12 protein-coding genes are annotated in these 19,743 nt (G+C 60.6%); all 12 read left to right on the top strand.

The window, feature by feature from the left end; genetic code table 11:
• Positions 1-143 precede the first annotated feature (143 nt).
• The gene (locus tag VFI82_12155; protein HET7185432.1) at positions 144-2,339 is read left to right on the top strand and encodes a hypothetical protein; all 2,196 of its coding nucleotides are present in this window, start codon (positions 144-146) and stop codon (positions 2,337-2,339) included.
• Between the two features lie 256 nt (positions 2,340-2,595).
• Complete coding sequence (locus VFI82_12150; protein ID HET7185431.1) at positions 2,596-6,309, top strand: DUF4082 domain-containing protein; 3,714 nt, start codon at positions 2,596-2,598, stop codon at positions 6,307-6,309.
• A 96-nt stretch (positions 6,310-6,405) separates the two neighbouring features.
• Positions 6,406-8,271: a type II and III secretion system protein gene (locus VFI82_12145; GenBank protein ID HET7185430.1), complete on the top strand. Its 1,866-nt coding sequence runs from the start codon at positions 6,406-6,408 to the stop codon at positions 8,269-8,271.
• A 64-nt stretch (positions 8,272-8,335) separates the two neighbouring features.
• Complete coding sequence (locus VFI82_12140) at positions 8,336-9,286, top strand: EamA family transporter (GenBank protein ID HET7185429.1); 951 nt, start codon at positions 8,336-8,338, stop codon at positions 9,284-9,286.
• 127 nt (positions 9,287-9,413) lie between these two features.
• On the top strand, positions 9,414-10,130 hold the full coding sequence (locus tag VFI82_12135) for a Crp/Fnr family transcriptional regulator (protein HET7185428.1): 717 nt from the start codon (positions 9,414-9,416) through the stop codon (positions 10,128-10,130).
• Between the two features lie 164 nt (positions 10,131-10,294).
• Positions 10,295-10,453, top strand: a complete 159-nt coding sequence (locus VFI82_12130) for a hypothetical protein (protein ID HET7185427.1) — start codon at positions 10,295-10,297, stop codon at positions 10,451-10,453.
• A 752-nt stretch (positions 10,454-11,205) separates the two neighbouring features.
• Positions 11,206-12,483: an OFA family MFS transporter gene (locus VFI82_12125; GenBank protein ID HET7185426.1), complete on the top strand. Its 1,278-nt coding sequence runs from the start codon at positions 11,206-11,208 to the stop codon at positions 12,481-12,483.
• A gap of 82 nt (positions 12,484-12,565) precedes the next feature.
• The gene (locus VFI82_12120) at positions 12,566-15,826 is read left to right on the top strand and encodes a carboxypeptidase regulatory-like domain-containing protein (GenBank protein HET7185425.1); all 3,261 of its coding nucleotides are present in this window, start codon (positions 12,566-12,568) and stop codon (positions 15,824-15,826) included.
• Positions 15,827-16,016: 190 nt separating this feature from the next.
• A complete protein-coding gene (locus tag VFI82_12115) occupies positions 16,017-17,420 on the top strand; it encodes a CoA transferase (GenBank protein ID HET7185424.1) in 1,404 nt (467 codons plus the stop codon).
• 14 nt (positions 17,421-17,434) lie between these two features.
• Positions 17,435-18,805, top strand: coding sequence for a CoA transferase (locus VFI82_12110; protein ID HET7185423.1), 1,371 nt, complete (start codon positions 17,435-17,437; stop codon positions 18,803-18,805).
• A gap of 9 nt (positions 18,806-18,814) precedes the next feature.
• On the top strand, positions 18,815-19,192 hold the full coding sequence (locus VFI82_12105; protein ID HET7185422.1) for a hypothetical protein: 378 nt from the start codon (positions 18,815-18,817) through the stop codon (positions 19,190-19,192).
• 14 nt (positions 19,193-19,206) lie between these two features.
• A partial coding sequence (locus VFI82_12100; GenBank protein ID HET7185421.1) for a hypothetical protein occupies positions 19,207-19,743 on the top strand: 537 nt, incomplete at its 3' end.

The following is a 19,743-nucleotide window of genomic DNA, read 5'->3' as shown; positions in this document are numbered from 1 at the left end:
AGGCGGCATTACTTGAGTCTTTCAGACAGGAGATGCAGATTGCTGTGGTGGCACTGCATGGCTTGTCATCGCATCGGGGAAGAACCGGCTTGGTTATGGGAACGAGCGTGGGTTGGAACACGGCGAGTCAGAGATCGGCTCAAGTGAATTCGCAGTTGCGCCGCTGCGCTGTCGCCGCCTTGCTCGCTTTGGTCATCGTCTATGCCGTGTTGTGCGGCTTCCGCACCATCACGGACGCGGATACAGGCTGGCAACTCGCCAGCGGGCGCTACATCCTCCAGCACCGGGAAATCCCCGCCGGGGATGTGTTCTCCTATACCGCGCGCGGTCAGCAGTGGATCTATCCCGCAGGGGCGGAGGTATTGCTGTACCTCGCTTACCTTGCGGGCGGATTCGCCGCACTGTCCTGGATCAATGCCTTGGCCTGCGCGGCAACTGTCGGCGTTGCATGTTGGGCTGAAGCCGGAATCGCATCCGCCGTGCTCGCCATCCTCGCTATACCCAAGATTGCATACCGCACGGCGCCGCGCGCCGACCTCTTCAGCAGCTTGCTGTTTGCGACGCTCTTGGCGATCCTGTGGCGTCACCATCGCGGCCGCAAGACTCCTCTCTGGCTGCTCCCGTTGATCTTTGTAGTCTGGGCCAACACGCACCTCGGTTTTATCGCCGGTTTCGCGCTCCTCGGCGGTTACGTGGCGCTGGAACTCGGCGAATTCCTGCTTTCAGAGCGACGCGCCGCCGCCCGCGCTCGCTTGCGCTCCGCTATTCCCTGGCTGATCACGGCGGTTCCGGTGACGCTTCTTAACCCATGGGGTTGGAACGTCTACCGTGCCATTATTCGCCAGGGCCGCGCCATGGACAGCCAGCAAAACGTGCTTGCCGAGTGGCGGCACGTACCGCTGACCCCGGCCACGCTTGATCAGGCTCTTCACTTGCGGAACCCTGAAAGCAGCTACTTTTGGCTGCTGGCATTGGCCATTATCGCCGCCGTTATCGCGCTCCGTCGCCGGCACTTTGGCGCCGCCGTTCTGCTGCTGGGCTCCGCTTATATGTCGGTGCAACACATACGCTTCCAGGCGTTGTTTGTCATCATCGTAGTGGTAGTGGCGGGGCCGCTTTTCGCCGGCCTGTTTGCTCCACCGGAACCGGTTCAGGTTGTTGTCCAGAAAAGTCGGGCACAACGCCGCCAGCAAGATTCGCAAAAACAGCGCGCCCGCCTGCCGTCGCTGGGTGCATACGCCGGCGGTTGCACCATTGCTGCGCTGGTCATTGCCGTCGCCCTGCTCGGGACTCGTTGCTACGATCTCGTCACCCAGCACGCTTACATCGCTGCCGGTGATGTCAACTTGTTTGGCGGGGGATTTTCCTCCTACTATCCCCAGCGCGCCGCCGATTTCATCCGGCGCGAAAAACTCCCCAGCAATATTTTCAATGAGTACAACCTCGGCGGTTATCTATCTTTCGAACTCGGCCCGCAATATTTGGATTACATCGACCCTCGCGCTATTCCTTTCGGCGATCTCATGGCAAAACAGCGTGACTTAATGATGAAGTCGCCTGACTCCGCGGCGTGGCAGGAGGAAGCCGATGCGCGCGGCATCAACACCGCTATTTTTTCGCTGGCTCGTTATTGGGGACTTCCCAACAGCATACTCCGTCAGTTGTGCGCCAGCACTGCCTGGAAGCCTGTTTACCTGGACGACGCAGCGATCGTTCTGGTCCGCAACCGCCCGGAAAACCAACCCTGGCTCAGCCGGTTTGCCCTGGATTGCCAGCAAGTAAAGTTCGAGTCGCCGCCCGCAATCGCTTCCGCTTCCTCCAGCCGGGGACGGGCCGAACTGTTCAATTACTACGCCAACGCTGGCTCTATTCTTTTCAAGTTGGGACGCAAAAGCGAAGCGGAAGCCGCGCTCCAGCGAGCCATCCAGATGTTCCCCGCGGAACCCTTCCTGCACCAGATTCTCGGCCAGTTGTATCAGTCCAGCGGCAACTTGCCGGATGCCGAGCGCGAGTACCTCACTTCCGCGCGGCTGAAGCCAGTCGAAGCCACCTGGTACACGCTGGCCATGCTCTACACCTCGCAGCAGCGCTACGGCAAAGCCGTAAATGCGTTTGCACAGGCGGCTCAGCTCTCCGTCCATCCCAGCCAGTACTTCATTTCGATGGGAACGCTGTACGTTGCCATGCAACAACCGCAACGGGCGCTCAACGCCTTCGACGCTGCGGCGGATAGCTCCGGTTACGAGCCCCCCGAAATGAAGGCGGATATTGATTCCCAGGTCGCTGCCGGCCGCGCCCGCGCCTGGAACGCGATGTCCTCTCCAAGCGCTCGGCCGTAAGCCTGCAGTTCCTTCCTCATTTGGCATTCTTTACGCCGCGTCTTGAAGCGCGTCTCGCTTGCCTGCACCTATCACTTGCCATATGATTCTTGCGGTGAGGCTTTGCCCTCCCGGAGAACGTGGCCCCGTAGTCCCTTGATCCCCCAGGCATGTCGCCTGCAAGGAGCACTGAATGCTGCGTGCCAGGTGTTTCCCTTCCTCGCTTGCAACCTTGGTCTTTTTGGTCCTCCCGATAGTGATGAGTGGGTCCTCTGCCATGGCCCAGGCGTCGCCGTCGCTGCAAGACCAGGTGACCTCGCTGCAACAGCTCACGCACACGTTGATTTCGGTGAGCCAGGCAGGAGATCAGTCCACCGCCGCCGCAGTGGCCAAGCAGCGCCACGATCTGCTGTTGGCCGTCGCTGCGGTTTCGCCCGAGACGGCGCTCACCTTTATTCTGCCGCCGCACACGGTGCAACAGCTTCCCGGTTCTGCCGCGAAGTACTTGGAAACTGACGCCGCCGAAACCGGTACGGTACTGGCGGTGGTGGAGGATTATCGTGACCACCATAAACTCCGCTTTTATCTCAACACTGGGCGCGGACAAGTCGAAATGTTCCTGGCGGGAAACTTGCCGCCGAATTTAGTCACCGGCGCGCAAGTTCAGGCCACCGGCAAGCGTATTGACAACTTCCTCCTCGTGCCGGCCGGCGCGCTATCGGTACCTGCACCAGCATCACCCACTAACGGAGCCGGGTTAACGACGAGCAATACCTTTGGAGCGCAGTCGACAGCTGTCCTGCTGGTCAATTTCTTCGACAACACCAGCACGCCGTTCGCGATCAACGATGTCCGTAATGAGGTTTTCAACGACGTTAGCAACTTTTACCTGGAAAACTCGCAAAACCAGACCTGGCTGACCGGAGATGTGTTCGGCTGGTTTACTATGCCGACGATCAGCGTCACGACGTGTCCCACAATCCAAACTTTCAGTGCGGCGGCGCAGCAGGCCGCGACAAATGCCGGAGTAGACCTCAGCCCTTATAACCGGCTCGTCTACATCTTCCCGCTGAATGCCTGCGGCTTCCGGGGTCAATCCACCCTGGGCGGCACTCCCAGTCAAGCCATGATCAATGGCGAGGATGGTCTCCAGGTTATCGCTCATGAATTGGGCCACGGCTTTGGCCTGCTACATTCCCATTCCCTGGTTTGCGGCAACGCTAGCATCGGCACGAACTGCCAGATTGATGAGTATGGCGACGAATTCGACATCATGGGCGGCTTTACGGCATCGCACTTCAATGCCTTCCAGAAGGAGCGTCTTGGCTGGTTGAATTACGGCATCTCGCTGCCGATCACGACCGTCACCTCCAGCGGCATTTACAACATCTCGCCCTACGAAACCGGAACTGGAGTCAAGGCGTTAAAAGTGTTGCAGAGCACCGAACCGACCAGCGGCCTCAACAGTTGGTATTACATCGAGTACCGGCAATTGATCGGCTACGACAAATCCCTGAGTGTGTATCCCACCTCCACGAAGGGGGTTTTGATTCGCAGCGGCGCGGAGCAGGCACCCGGCTCGAGCATGTTGCTGAACATGAACCCGCCGGGTCCCTTTGATAATGCAGCCCTGGGTGTCGGTGATACTTTCGTGGACGGCACCGCGGGCCTGTCGATCACGACGAAATCCGTGGATGCGACTGGCGCCTCGGTGGACATCGAGTTTGGTCCCTATGGCTGCAATGCCAAGTCTCCGACAGTCACCGTTTCTCCTGGCCAATCGCCGCCGGCCGCCGCCGGCAGCACCCAGAACTTCAACCTCTCCGTGACAAACCAGGACTCAGGCAGCTGCGGCTCGTCAACCGTGCTCGTGCTGTCTTCGGCCCCGACCGTTCCCGGCGGCTGGACTGAAACTGTGGCCACTTCACTGCTCACAGTGGCGGCGGGAGCGACTGCTTCCACCATGCTGTCGTTAACATCGCCTGTCGGTGCGCCCGCGGGTACTTATTCCTTTACTGTCACGGTCGCGAAGTGGCCGTTGTTCAATTTCTCCTCCACGACCACCGCCTACTATGTCGTGGGTAGCACGTCGTCGCCGGATTTTGCGATCAGTGCGCCCGCAACCGCGACCCTCCAAGTTGGGGGCAGCACTGCGGTCACGGTAACGTCGACGGTGACAAATGGTTTTTCCGCGCCGATATCCTTCTCGGTGTCGGGCCTGCCCGCCGGAGTGAGTGCCGGTTTTGCTCCATCCTCGTTGCCGGCCCCGGGTTCGGGAACCTCCACGTTGACCTTCACCGCCAATGGAAGCACGTTGACCGGGACATACCCATTGTCCATCTCCGGCACCAGCGGTGGAGCAGTCCACGCGGTTGCGCTCAACTTGACGGTAACCGCCGTCCCACCGCCACCAGGTTTTGCAATCAGCGCGCCCGCAACCGCGACCCTGCCAGTGAATGGCAGCACTGCGGTCACGGTAACTTCGACGGTGACGAATGGTTTTTCCGCGCCGGTTTCCTTCTCAGTATCGGGCCTGCCCACGGGAGTCAGCGCTGGCTTTGCTCCGTCCTCGCTTCCGGCGCCGGGCTCCGGAACTTCTACGCTGACTTTCAACGCCAATGGAACCGCCCTGGCCGGCACTTATCCGTTGACCATATCCGGCACCAGCGGCGGAGTGCTCCATCCCGTTGCGCTCAGCTTGACCGTAACCGCCGCTCCTCCGCCGCCGCCACCTCCGCCACCTCCGGCAACGACCTACAGCATGTTCAGCAACACAGCAGTTCCCGCTTCGGTTGGCAATGCGTACTGGCCTTTGGAGATGGGAATGCGATTCACTTCTGCCGTCAACGGTCAGGTCACCGGAGTGCGCTTCTACAAAACACCGAGCGATCACAGTTCTCACGTCGGCAGTTTGTGGACCAGCACCGGGCAACTACTGGCGCAAGTAACCTTCACCAACGAAAGCGCCAGCGGTTGGCAGCAGGCGCTGTTCTCCTCGGCGGTTTCAATCACCGCCAACACGGTCTACGTCGTCTCCTACCATTCCGGAGGCTATTACAGTTACGATGATGGATACTTCAACGTGCCGGTCAGCAATCCGCCGTTGTCGGCGGTTGCTGGAAGCAGTGGCAACGGTGTATATGCCTCGGGACCCGTCGGCACTTTTCCGACGAATCCGTTCAATAGCAGGAACTACTGGGTGGATCTTGTATTCACCACCAGTACTGCTACCGCCTCGCTTGTCTCGATCAGCGTTGCGCCGCTGAATCCCACCCTGTCCGTTTCCGGTAATCAGCAGTTCACGGCTACAGGACATTATTCCGACTCCAGCACGCAAGACCTTACACAACAAGTGACTTGGTCGTCCGGCACGCCCGCGGTCGCCACCATCACCAGCGCTGGAATGGCGACCGCTGTTTCGGCCGGAACGTCGCTTATCGCGGCTGCGAGCGGCAACATCACCGGCTCGACCACCTTGACAGTCACCAGCGCTCCACCTCCGCCTCCGCCGCCACCGCAAAACTCCTACAGCTTGTTCAGCAGCACAGCGGTGCCCGCCGTCCCTTATGCCAGTGCTTACTGGCCCGTGGAATTGGGAATGATGTTCACCGCGGATCGTAACGGCCAGATCACCGGAGTAAAGTTCTATAAAGCATCGAACAATACCAGCAGCCACGTCGGCAGCCTATGGACGAGCAGCGGGCAACTGCTGGCGCAAGCAACTTTCACCAATGAAAGCGCGAGCGGTTGGCAGGAAGTGCAATTCTCCACTGCGGTTGCGATCACAGCCAACACGATCTACATCGTCTCCTACCATACCGGCGGCGCGTACAGCTACGACGACGGCTACTTCAACGTGCCGGTCACCAATCCGCCCTTGTCGGCTGTCGCCGGCAGCGGCAATGGCGTCTACGGGTGGGGCCCGGTCGGCACTTTCCCGAACACGCCGGCGAACGGCAGGAATTACTGGGTGGATGTTGACTTCCATTAGTGGCTGGCTTCGCCGGATGCGGGATTAAGTAGCGGCACCAAGGTTTTTACCCGGACCTCGCTTGCGCCGGCACCGGCAACGGTTACAATCGCAGTAATGCGTGCTCTTGCCGGGATTGTCACATTGATTTGCGCCGCGGTCTGGGCGCAGACGGTTGCGCCGGGCCCAAACACCAAGACGCCCGGCCTGGCACTGCTGCAAGAATGCGCGCAGAAGCGGACCCCCGCTGCGTGTGAGGTTTCGAAGCGCGAACTGAAACAGGCGCAACGCGATTTTGCTCGCGGCTTGAAACTGCAAAAGAGGGGCAAAGCAGACCAGGCATTCGAGGCCATCGATTCCGCGGCGAACCTGGTTCCGCGCGACCTCGAATATGCCACCGCGCGAGAAGTCCTCCGCCAGAAAATCGTTTACGACCACATTCAGCGCGGCAACGCGCTGCTGCTGCAACAGAAGGAGACGGCGGCAGCTGGCGAGTTCCGCGAAGCGCTTCATCTCGATCCCAGCAACACCTTCGCGTTGCAACGGATGCAGGACGCCACTCCGTTGCCGGCAGCGCCGCGGGTGCCCGGAATCCACGTGGTGGACGATCCTGGCGAACTGCGCTTGCAGCCCGCCACTGACTTGCGCGGCACCTTCCATTTCCGCGGCGACACACGCGCGCTGTACGACGCGATCGCCACCACCTTCGGAGTGACGCCGCGTTTCGACGAGTCGGTGACGCCGCGCCAGGTGCGCTTCGATCTTCAGAACGTGGATTTCGCAACTGCCATGCGGCTGGCCGGCGTGATGACCAAGACATTCTGGACGCCGCTTTCCGCACGCGAATTCCTGGTGGTCGCCGATAGTCCCCAGAACCGGCTGCAGTTCGAGCGTATGGCGCTGCGCTCGTTTTACATTCCCGATGTCACTTCGCAGCAGGAGCTGAGCGACCTCGTCAACTTGCTCCGCACCATCTTCAATGTCCGCTTTGTCACCTTGCAGACCGGGACTTCGACGATGGTGGTGCGGGCCTCGCACACGGTCCTCGACGCCGCCACCATGCTGCTGGAATCGCTGGACAGCTCCCGCCCGCAAGTGATGTTGGATTTCCAGGTGTTCCAAATCAGCCGGACCATGATGCGCAGCTTCGGGCTGAGCATGCCGTTGCAGTGGCAGACATTCAATGTCTCGTCGCAAGCGCTGGCGGCATTGTCGCAACCCAACGTGCAGAACCTGATCAACCAACTGATTTCCTCCGGCGGCATCAACCAGGCGAACACGACCGCGATCTCGGCGCTGCTGGCGCAACTGCAATCGCAGTCGCAAAATCCGCTGCTGCAACAGCCCTTCGCGACATTTGGGGGCGGGCAAACCCTCACCGCAGTTCCCTTCCCGCCGACGTCGATCAGCTTCTCGCACAATGAGTCGCTGGTCACGACGATCCAGAAATTGACCCTCCGCGCGTCCAGCGGAAATGCCGCCATGCTCCGGATCGGCGACCGTTACCCGATCCTGAATGCAACCTTTGCTCCCATCTTCAACACGCCTTCCATTGCGCAGGTCATTCAAAATCAAAGTTTCATCGCGCCTTTTCCGTCCTTCAACTATGAGGACCTGGGGCTGAGTGTCAAGGCAACACCGCAGATCCACGCCGACGGCGAAGTGCAGATGGCGCTGAACGTCGAAATCAGGGCGCTGGGCGGGCAGTCCTTCAACGGCGTGCCGGTAATCACCAATCGCATGTACACGGGATCGATTACGATCCGGGACGGCGAGTCGGGCGTGGTCGCGGGCATGATTGACGTTTCCGAGCAGACTTCGCTGACCGGACTGCCGGGAATTGCCCGCCTGCCTGTGCTTGGCACACTTACTTCCGCGCACAATAAACAGAAGACCGACACCGAACTGCTGGTGATCATCACCCCCCACATAACGCGCACGCGGGAGCAGGCCCCCAAGTCGATCACTCTTCCGGAAGGGTAAGACGAAAGCACGAAAGCACGGTCCAGGGAAAACACTGGCCATTCGAGGTGAGGAGCTCCGGGGCATGGAAGCAACCGCTCGTCCGAGATGGAAGGTGCTGCTGGCGTTCGCAATTATTTATCTGGTTTGGGGATCCACCTTTCTGGCAATTCGGATTGGAGTGCACGAGGTTCCCCCGTTTCTGCTGGCGGCGATGCGGTTCGTGGTCGCGGGCCTGGTTCTTTGTGGCTGGATGCTGGCAAAAGGAGAGCGGTCACCGAGCGGGCGGCAGTGGTTGTCCGTGTCAATTCTCGCCGTGCTGATTTTCGTGGTGGACTACGGGCTGGTGTTTTGGGCCGAGCAACGCGTGCCGTCGGGGGTTACCGCGGTCATGATGGCGACCATTCCGGTGTTCATGGCGCTTTCGGAAATCAGCATTCTGCGAACCCAGAAGCTCACGGTTGGATTGGCGCTGGCGCTGTTGATCGGTATTGCGGGCGTGGCGGTGCTGATGAGCCGCTCGCTGATGCTGGGCGGCGCGCCCATCGACGGCACCGGGGCGGTGGCCTTAATCGTGGCGTCGATCGGATGGTCGGTGGCATCCGCGCTGGCCCGCAAACTACCGCTGCCGTCATCGAAAGTCATGAGTTCGGGAGTGCAGATGCTTACCGGCGGAGTGATGCTGGCAGTGACAGCAGCTGCTCTGGGGGAAATTCGCCGATTTCGGCCGGCCGCGGTCTCCCGTGGAGCGTGGTTGTCGCTACTGTACCTGATCGTGGCCGGTTCCATTGTTGCGTTCACCGCATACGTGTGGCTAATCCATCATGAATCGCCGACCAGGGTCGGTACCTACGCTTATGTGAACCCAGTGGTCGCGGTGGTGTTGGGCTATTTCCTGGGCGGGGAGGAGTTGGGACTGCGAACAATCATGGGCACGCTGTGTGTCCTGGTGAGCGTAGTGGTGATCACGACGTCACAAGCCAGGAAGCCGGTGACGAGAATGGCAGAGTCAAAATACCAGGCAGCTTCTGACTAGCGATTGACAACTCCAACCAGCAACCTTCCAGATGAGCCTTGTAGCGGGTGTGATGTTGTGCTAGGTTGTGTGTCTTCGAGATCGAAGACGAGCGACCGGCGCTTCCGACCGTGCCGGGGAGGCATTTATGTCATCTCCCTACGGTCTGGAGTTCGTCGAGAGTTGCCTCGGCTGCAAGTTGCCGGGCAAAGAATTTTTCTGTTACCTGCCACACGCCTCTCTGCCTGCTTTAGAGAAAGTTAGATTTCCCAACCTGCTCCCCAAGGGCAGCACCCTGTACGTAACCCACCAAAAAGCGAACGGGGTATACCTGATTTGCATCGGCAATGTGAAGGTGTGGACGACTGGACCCGACGGACGCGTCCTGATCCTAAAGATCGCGGGCCCCGGAGAGGTGCTCGGCCTACACGCTTGCGTCTCGGGAACGGCACACGAATTCACGGCAGAAACGGTGCAGCCGTCCCAGGTCGCGTTTGTGAAATCCGAAGATTTCTTGTCGCTGCTGCGATCCGATCCCGCCGCGTGCTGGAGGGCAGCGCACATCCTGAGCCGACAGTGCCGGGAAAGTTACGATTTCCTGCGCACGATGGGGCAGAAGCGCTCGGCCAGTGAGAAATTGGCAGGATTCATGCTGGATTTGGCGTTTACCTGGCAGAGCCAGAGCAACGGGACGGGAGTTCACGTTGGATTCACGCACGAGGAGCTAGGGCGAGCCATTGGAGTCTCGCGCGAGACCGTCTGGCGGATCCTGAGCAAGTTTCGCAGCGCGGGCGTGGCCGTACTCCAGGGATCGATGCTGAATATCCAGAACCCGGAAGCTCTGCGACGTCTCGCCGGCAGATGACCCTCAATATCCGTGCCGAGGAGACATACGATTGGATACGCCGGCGCGGTTAGCACGAAAGGGGATGCCGCCGCCGGCGTGGCAAAGATGAAGGCCAGAAACCCACAAACTGTTTGCTTTCGACCGCTGGCTGTGGTCCCATGGTCGCACTGGGGTGAGCGCCTTTGGACGCCTGGACCATTCTGCTGGCCATCTGGTTGCCGGTCGCCGGTATCGTTGTGGCGCTGTGCCTGTACTCAATGACGGAGCGCTCCGCCGAAGAAATTCCCGCTCAATGCGCGCGAGGCGAGTCCAGCAGCACGGAAACCCCGTCCACGGAATAGCAACTACTTCACCGCCAGTATCCGCACCCGACCACTCCTGATGGACGCGTCCACATGTCACTCAGAGCGGTGACGTACATCACTGACGCTTGCTACATCTTCAACGAGTATTGCAATCCATTCGAGCTGCAACTCACGGCCACGGCGGCACGCAATCGACTCTGCAAAACGCCGCGGGCATGAAGGGCAGGTAGTCTCGTGGCCCAGAGCACTCAGAGCAGAAGACGGATGTAATCGACTCTGCACCCGCTTTCCGGGAGTGCTGGACCGGACCCGGTCCGATAAAAATCCGGTGGGACAGACGGGCCTGAACAGTCCGCATGCGGTCAAGCACAACGTGCGGGACATAGATCGTCCATCTCCGGAGGTCACGGAATGACGGTTCGGGAGCTAGTTGCGACGCTCTCACGGTGCAACCCCGACGATACCGTCATCTGCGATGCGAGGTCGGAAGCATTGCTGGTGATCGGCATCAAGCCAGGCATGCACCAAGAATGCGGGGACGCAAATCTCCTGGTTCTGACCGGCAAGGACGCGGAATTCTTAAACGCACTGCGCATTCGCCCCGATCGATGAACTAACGCAAAACAGGCTGTGATGGAGGAGTAGCAGCGAGCGTGAATGCAGGGGGGCGGAACCGAATGAACGTTCGATAGAACGTCCAGGGCGTTTGAGCAGGCCTGACGCGTGCACCCGGATCGAAGGGTCAGTAACGGGCTCATGACCGCAGCAATTTACGAAGGAGAACAGCTATGGCAACCGCGGTAGCACAGCAGCAAGTATCGGTCAGCCGGTGGTGGCGCGTGGTGGGTGGGCTCTCGATGAACCTGGCCCTGGGATCCCTCTACGCGTGGAGCGTGTTCGTAGCTCCGCTGGAAAAACAATTCGGTTGGAAGCGTGCGCAGACCTCTAACGTGTTCACCATCGCGGTAGTGGTGTTTGCGATCACCTTTGTGGTGGCGGGCCGCTTACAAGACAAGATCGGGCCGATGAAGATTGCGCTTGCCGGCGGAATCCTGGTCAGCCTGGGCTTTTTCCTGTGCGCTTATACCCAGTCACTCAATTACCTGTATATCTGTTTCGGAGTGATCGGCGGATTGGGCAACGGCTTCGGCTACGCCTGCCCGATACCGGTGATGGCGAAGTGGTTTCCCGACAAACGTGGCCTGGCGGTTGGTCTTGCCGTGGCGGGCTACGGCGGCGGTTCGGCGATCTTCGGCCCTCTGGCCAACCTGAAGCTGATCCCGGCCTACGGGGTGGCGACCACGTTTCAAATCCTGGGCGTAATTTTCCTGGTGATGACGGTGTTCGGGGCGATGCTGATGAAGAACCCGCCAGCGGGTTATCGTCCACCGGGCTGGACACCCGCGCCGGCGACCGCGAAAGCGGCTGCCACGTCCTATGAGTTCACGCCTGCCGAAGTGCTGAGAACCCCCGCTTTCTATTTCATGTGGGTCGCGTACGCACTGGGCTGTTCCGCCGGACTGATGGTGATCAGCCAACTGGTTCCGTTCGCCAAGAGCGCCGGGATCTCAAGCGCGGCACTGGCCACGATGGGACTGGTGGTGGGAGCAGCGGGCAACGCCAGCGGGCGCATTCTGTCGGGCTGGATGTCGGACGGGATCGGGCGATTGAATGTACTGCGGCTGATGATCGGGCTGTCGGTGATCGCCATGCCGGTCCTGTACCTGGTCGGTGGCAACGTCAGCTTGCTGTACCTTGTGGTGTTCGCCGTGTACTGGTGCTACGGGACGCAGCTCTCGGTAAACGGTTCGGCCACTTCCGATTTCTGGGGCACGAAGAACGCAGGGATCAACTACGGGATGCTGTTCACCGCCTGGGGCGTGGCCGGAATTATCGGACCGCGCATCGGTGGCGTGCTCTTCGATAAGTACAAGAACTACCAGGCCGCGTTTTACACGGCCGCCGTACTGGCGGCGGTGGCCTTGGTGTGCGAACTGCTGGCCAAGCGTCCTGCGGCGCCCGAAACAGAGGAATTCAGGGCCGCGGCAGCGCCCGCTCGAGGCTGATCGGGTCAGGGTCAGGGTCAAGGTCATGAACCAAGAGGGCTAGCGCAGTCGGACGCGCTAGCCCATTCCAGGAGCGTATCGCGTGTCACGACCAATACGAAAATCGGTCCTCCAGGTCGCACTCGTATTGGCGTGCCTTTCGGCTGCTCCGCCGTCATGGTCGCAATACACGGCGGGGCGGATCGAGGGAACCGTGAAGGACAGCACGGGTGCGGTGTTGAATGGCGCCCGAGTGACGCTGGCCAGCCGTGGCACGAACGCAAATCGCACATTTATTACAGGCCGCGACGGGTATTACGCCTTTTTCGCCCTGCCGCCGGGAAGCTACGTGCTGCGGGCTGAGGCGCCAACGTTCACCGGACCGAGCGTCGACTTGGTTGTTTCGACAAACCAGACATTGAGGCAAGACCTGGTGCTGCGGGTCGGGCAGACGGCGACACGAGTGGAAGTGACATCAACACCGGAGCTGATGAACTCTTCGGACGGGCAGCGCAGCGTGACCCGGACAGCGCTGGAGTTGTCGAGCCTGCCGAGCCTGGGGCGCAACATGATCTCGACGGTGCAGTTGGGGCCGGGCATCGCGCCGACCAACAACCCGCGCGGGGGATCGACCTTTGGAGGTGGGGGATCTTTCATTATCGTGCTGGGCGTGCAGTCGGGACTGGTCGCCGCCAACGGCGGGCGGGCACGCGCCACCTCGGTACAACTGGACTACACCGATGCCAACGACTGGGAAGCTGGCGGGTTCGCACCCGGCATGCAGGCGATCACGCCCGACATGCTGCAGGAGATCAGAATCCTGACGAGCAACTTCTCCGCCGAATACGGGGTGAAGTCGAACGCGCAAGTCATCATGGTGACGAAGAGCGGCAGCAATTTCCTGCACGGCAGCGCGTACGACTTCCTGCAAAACGACGCATTCAATGCGCGCGACTACTTCGACCAGACCGGCCGCCCTTCCCCGCTCAAACAGAACACGTACGGCGTGACCGCTGGAGGCCCGCTGATCAAAGACCGGACGTTCTTGTTCGCGGGATACGAAGGACGGAAAACGCGTGGGGGAAGTTTTACGACGCTGGCCAGCGTGCCGAGCGCGGCGGCGCGAGCGCGGGCGACCAATCCGTCGATTCTCGGATTGATGAACCAGTTCCTGCCGGCGGCTACCGGTTCCACCAGCAATCCGGACGTCGGTACGGTGGCGGTGCAGGTGCCGTCGCCGGTGGACAACTACCAGTTCATCACCAAAGTGGACCACCAAATTAGCGACGCACACCGGCTGTCAGCGCGATATCTGCAAGGGATCGCGACATTCGTGGCGCGCTTCCCATCGCAGAACACGCTGCGGGGCTTCGACGTTGACAATCACTTTGAGCTGCGCAACGTCAGCCTCACCGAAACTTATGCCGCCACGCCGAAGATGGTGAATGAGCTGCGCCTGGCGTACGGGCGGGCGGTGGCGCAGGGCAATCCGCAAAACGGTTTGGACACGCCGCGATTCCTGATCAGCGGACTGGTCAACTTCGGCGCGCTACAATCGGCGCCATCCAGCCGGGTGTTCAACGTTTTCCAAATCAATGAAGTCCTGAGCGATCTGCACGGCGGGCACATCTTGCGGGCGGGCGCGGACCTGCGAAAGATCCAGGACAATTCGATGAACGCGACGAACAGCCGAGGCGTGTTCAGCTTCGCGTCGCTGAACCAATTCCTGGCGGGGCAGCCGAGCACGTGGACGCAATTGTTCGGCAACACGGCGCGCGGATTCCGCACTGGGCTGTACGGCTTTTTCGTGCAGGACGATTGGAAGGCGAAGCCAACACTGACCATCAACGCGGGGCTGCGGTGGGAAATCCAGGGCGCGCTCAGCGATGCCGGCGGCAGCACCTCCATCCTCGACCCGCGGCAGACGGGAACAATCGGCGCGGCCGGGCCGGGGGCGCTGGGAAGCTTCCGCACCGGCGGTGACGCGATTCATGGCAATACGTTCAACATCGCGCCGCGCGTGGGTTTTGCGTGGAACCCGGGCGGCGGAAAGCTGGCGGTGCGGGGCGGATACGGAATTTATTGGGACTCATTCACCTTCACGCCCCTGGCGGCATCGCGCTGGGTGCCGCCGTTCAATTATTCGCCCAGCCTGTCGTGCGTGGCGGCAAACTTGCCGACGTGCCAGATCGCGAACGCGAACAGTTTCCAGAACCTGCTGAACGGCACGGCGCTGATCCAAACCCAGACGCAAGCGCAGGTCGGCGGCTTCGGAACGCTGACAAATTTCAGAAGCGTGACGACGAGCGATCCGGACCTGGCCAATCCTTACGTGCAGCAATTCAGTCTGGGGATGGAGCGGCAAATGCCGGGCCATTCCATCGCAACCATCGCGTATGTGGGCACGAAGGGATCGCAGCTGACGCGGCTGATGGCAATCAATCCGCTGGTGACAAATCTGCCCGTGCCGGCGACCAGCACGGCCGACGAGTTGACACGGCTGAGCCAGTTCCAGGCGGCGGCCGCGCACGAGAATGGCCCACTTAACTGGCGTCTCGACCCGCGGTTTGACCAGGTGAATCTGCACCAGGCGGGCGGCAGCTCCATTTATCACTCGCTGCAAGCGGAGTGGAAAAAGACCTTCTCGCGGGGGCTGCAGTTCCAGGCTTCGTACACGTGGTCGAAGTCGATCGACGATGCCTCCGATTTCAGCCCGACCATCCAGGCGAACGATAACAGCTTTGCGCAATCGGCAACCAATCCACGGGCAGAGCGGGCGGTGTCGAACTTCGATATTGCCCATCGCGTGCTGGTCACCGGAATCTGGCAGATTCCCTTCTTCCGCAATCTGCATGGGGCGCCACGAGCGGCGTTGAACGGGTGGAGCTTCGAGTCGGTGAACATGTGGCAAACCGGCCTTCCGGCGACGTTGCTCTCGGGAACGCGCCTGGGGATTGCCGACGTGAATATGGACGGCAACCTGATTCCCACCGGCGCCGACAACACGCGCGCCAACTGCGCATCCGACGCCGTCTTTCAGCTCGGCAATCGCGACGCGACGCATGGATTTTCGCAGCCGTTGCTGGGCAACGACGGCAGCTGCGGACGCAACAGCGTGCGCATGAATCGCCTGGTGAATTTTGACTGGTCGTTGTTCAAAGAAACTGCGCTGACCGAAGGCGGATTCTGGGGGTCGGCGCCACTCACGTTGCAACTGAGGGCGGAAGCCTACAACGTGTTCAACACGCCGTTCTTGACCGCGCAGAGCGATAACTGGCGAACGGTGTCCAGCCCGAGTTTTGGTTTGTACAACGCCGCAGGCAGCACGCGACGCTTGCAGTTTGCAGTGCGATTGACGTGGTGAAAGTGTAGGTGTAGCGGCGGAATTCATTCCGCCGACCCGACGGAATGAATTCCGCCGCTACACAAAATCGGGCCAACCGGCAAAAGAAACGCAGTCCTAAGCAGTTGATGTTTGGAAAAGGGACCCCAGAGCAATCGAAGGCAGAGCGCGTCGGAGCAACGAGATGCGAAGACGCCCAGGAGAAACGGGAATGAGTAACGACGACAAAGTTCTAACCTGGCCAGCCGTGCCGATCCCCACGCCGGAAGAGGTTTACGCCGGCTTGAGCGATCAGGCGAAAGATTATCCACTTTTTCTTGAATCCATGTGTCGCCAATCCCACAACTTCGAGAAGCCGGAAGCACTGTCACGCATCCGGGTGTTCGACACATCCACGCGGATGATGATCGGGCACTGGTGCTCCTCGATGTTGTCGGAGTTGGGGGCGGAGGTGATCCAGATCGAGCCTCCCGGCGGCGACCCGTTGCGCAAGCTGACTCCCTTCGGACGCAAGGATTACATGTTCGAGGACAAGGAAACCGGCGAGCCGGTGGGAGCGCATTTCCTGCACGAGATGCGCAACAAGTATTCGGTCACCCTGAACCTTGAAACACCGGAAGGACGCGAGGTGTTCAAAAAACTGGCGGCGCACGCCGATGTCATCATCGAGAACGATCCGCCGGGACACCGCGACGAATTGGGGATTGGCTACCGGCAGCTGAAGGAAATCAACCCGCGGCTGATCTACTGCTGGGTGGGGCAACTGGGGCAGTGGGGTCCGCACAAGGACAAACCCGGGATGCTGGATCCAGTGGCGCAAGCGGCGTGCGGGTTTGTGCACGGCACGGGCGATCCCAAGGAGTTCGGCGGCACTCCGATGCGTTCGGCGCTGTGGATGGCCGATCACGTGGGCGGGACCAGCGCAGCCATGGGCATCCTGACGGCGCTGTACTACCGCGAAATGGTTTCCGGCAAGGGGCAGTTCATCGAAGCCACGTCGGCGGAAGCGATCATCCGCATTCTCGATTATTCCTGGGCTTGGTACGGGATGGACGGCAGCATCCGGCCACGCTTCGGCAATTGGGACCTGGCCATCAACATTTACGCCGTCAATCCCTGCAAGGACGGCTACATGATGGTGGGGGGCGGACATGACCGCCTGTGGTACCGCATCTGGCGGGTGGTAGGAGACGAGCACCCGACGGTGGAAGAGGACATCCTGGCCGATCCGCACCTGCGCGAAGTAGCGGACCGGCTGGCCATGAACCAGCAGATCAAGACCTACACCATGCTGGGCGAGTGGCTGAAGGACAACTCCCGCACCGAGGCGGAAAAGAAACTCTCCAAGCAGCAGGTGGCATCCGGCGGCGTGCTCTACGTCAACGAGGTTGCGGAATACCCACACTTCAAGTACCGCGGCCACGTAGCGGAGACCGAGTCGCCACACTACGGCAAGATCCTGTACGGGACCACGCCGTTCCAGCAGGCCAAGACACCGGGACGCCTGAAGTGGATGGGCCGGCCAACCGGCTATGACAATCAGGACACCTACCGGCGGCTGCTTGGCTTCACGTCAGACGATTTCACGCGGCTCAAACAGGCGAACGTCCTTTGAGGCGGAGGAAAAACATGGCAACCGATACCGCAGTTTCCAACACCCCGCAGGTCAGTTTCGAGGAGTTTTGCCGCAAGACCTTCGACCCCAAGGGGGAGTTCGCCAAGCCCGAAGCACTGAAGGGCATCCGCGTGCTTTCCTGTACGCAATACATTCTGGGTCCGTCTTGCGCCTCGTACCTGGCAGAATTGGGAGCCGAGGTCATTAAGATCGAGGCTCCGCGGCGCGGCGAGGCGATGCGACACACCACGCCGTTCAACGAACCATTTCTCTACCCGCTCTCGAAGTATGTCCCCGAGCGCGGCACCGGCCTGGGATTCCTGGGGGCGAACCCGAACGAGTATTTCTGCTCGATCGACTTTCACCGTCCGGAAGGCCAGAACCTGGTGAAAAAACTCGCGGCGAAGTCGGACGTGTTCGTGGAGAACTATCGACCGGGCACCTTCGAGCGCTGGGGCATCGGCTACCGCCAGTTGAAAGACATCAATCCACGGCTGATTTACCAGTGGCTGGGCGGCTTTGGCGGCTGGGGACCGGGACGCGTGCGGGCATCGTACGACATCCTGGGCCAGGCGCAGGGCGGCAACTTCGGCATGACCGGCAAGCCGGAGTTCATGGGAGGTTCGCCTTCCAAGCACACCATCTGGCTGGCTGACTACTGGGGCGGAATGATGGGCGCGGTGCAGATCCTGGCAGCGCTCTACTACCGGGACAAAGTTTCCGGCGAAGGCACGTTCATGGAGTACTCGCAGGTGCACGGGGTCACCCGCCAGCTGGAGTACGCACTGCCCTTGTACGGGAAAAAAGGAATCACCCGGGAGCGCTGGGGGACGTGGGATACGCAGCTGTGCGTGCACGGCATCATCAAGTGCGGCAAGTCTTCGTACCCGAACTCGGACAACCCGCAGGAGAACGAGGAAGGCTACATCCTGGTGAGCGCCAGCAGCGACGAGGATTTCGCGCGCCTGTGCAAGACGATAGGCGACGGGAACCTTGCCGCCAAGTACGCCAAGGCTGACCAGCGCCTGAAGCCGGAAGCGCAGATGGAGATTTATCCCTTCCTGGAGAAGTGGGCGGCAGACAAGACCAAGGAAGACGTTGCCGGCATTCTCGACAAGGCCAAAATTCTCAACCAACCGGTGTGGAACGCCAAAGAGGTAGCCACCAACCCGCACTGGCAAGAGCGCGGCGCGGTGCGCTGGCTGGACGATCCCTATTACGGCGACCTGCTGCACCAGGGGCCGGCGTACAAGATGTCGGACACCCCGCCTCGCATGAAGTGGGCGCTGAAACCGGTGGGCGCGGATAACGAATTTGTCCTGGGCAAACTAGCGGGCTTGAGTCCGGAAGACATCAAGCGGCTGGAAGACCAGGAATGCATTTGAGGAGGCACCATGCTGCTAATTTGCCCAAGCTGTAAGACAAAGAATTTTCTGGATCCCTACCCCTTCTGGAATTTCAAGGGGGCAACGCAGTGCGCCGGGTGCAAGAAGATCTGGCGGCTGGAAACCTCCAACGGCGCCTGCATCAGCGGGCCGACGGAAGGGTCGGGCAAAGCCGACCTGCTGCCGGGTTTCGCGGAAACGCAAGCGTATGAGCCGATCTCCGGCGCGGGCCTGACTCGCCCGTCGCCGCGGGCGCAGAAGGAAACCATCTGCAAACCGAAACCGATCAAGCGGAACGTTCGCGGCAAGGCGATCGCGGGCTATCCACTGACCAAAACTGACATCGTCGGCAGCCGCGCCAAGTTCATGGTTGCCGGGGCGAGCTAAGGAACGGAGGGTATATGCACTACAACGCTGATTCACTCTGTGTCCACTGCACGAATTTGCGCCCGGCACTGGATACTAATATTCAGAAGGCGTACCTCGGCAAGTGCCTGAAGCGGGAGTGGCCATTCACGCTGGCGATCACGCTGCAGGGCTGGTCGGAGTGCGAGTTCTTCGCGGAGAGCGGGAAGGCCTATGTTCCACCGAACCCGGCACAGGTGTCGGCGGCTGCGACCTCCACCAGCGCGAAGAAGGCGAAGCGGGTCGAGTTCTACTACTCCAGCAAACAGAAGTCTGGCGAGCTGTTCCCTTGCGACAACAACAAGGCGCTGGAACTGGTCAAGGTCCTGAAGTCGGGAGGCATTGACGTTACGGCCATTGACGTGAGCGGTGTGAAAGATCGTTTCCCGATTTATCACAAGTCAGTCAGCGGCCCGGATGCCACTGTCCGGCCCGTGTTCGGGGCCAAGGGAGCGCTGGTGGACGACTTCGGAACCAACGTACCGGCATTGCTGGTATTCGAGGGCGACCGCTATCCAACCATGGTGTTCCCA

It is taken from the genome of Terriglobales bacterium (assembly GCA_035691485.1).
Classification (GTDB): Bacteria; Acidobacteriota; Terriglobia; order Terriglobales; family Acidobacteriaceae; genus JAIQGF01.
The sequence above is the reverse complement of the archived record's forward strand: the minus strand, read 5'-3'. Positions and strand labels throughout refer to the sequence as shown.

Coding starts and splice junctions, on each gene's coding strand:
- VFI82_12125 (HET7185426.1), top strand. CDS start 11,206: ATGGCAACCGCGGTAGCACAGCAGCAAGTATCGGTCAGCCGGTGGTGG.
- VFI82_12150 (HET7185431.1), top strand. CDS start 2,596: ATGGCCCAGGCGTCGCCGTCGCTGCAAGACCAGGTGACCTCGCTGCAA.
- VFI82_12110 (HET7185423.1), top strand. CDS start 17,435: ATGGCAACCGATACCGCAGTTTCCAACACCCCGCAGGTCAGTTTCGAG.
- VFI82_12105 (HET7185422.1), top strand. CDS start 18,815: ATGCTGCTAATTTGCCCAAGCTGTAAGACAAAGAATTTTCTGGATCCC.
- VFI82_12145 (HET7185430.1), top strand. CDS start 6,406: ATGCGTGCTCTTGCCGGGATTGTCACATTGATTTGCGCCGCGGTCTGG.
- VFI82_12135 (HET7185428.1), top strand. CDS start 9,414: ATGTCATCTCCCTACGGTCTGGAGTTCGTCGAGAGTTGCCTCGGCTGC.
- VFI82_12140 (HET7185429.1), top strand. CDS start 8,336: ATGGAAGCAACCGCTCGTCCGAGATGGAAGGTGCTGCTGGCGTTCGCA.
- VFI82_12115 (HET7185424.1), top strand. CDS start 16,017: ATGAGTAACGACGACAAAGTTCTAACCTGGCCAGCCGTGCCGATCCCC.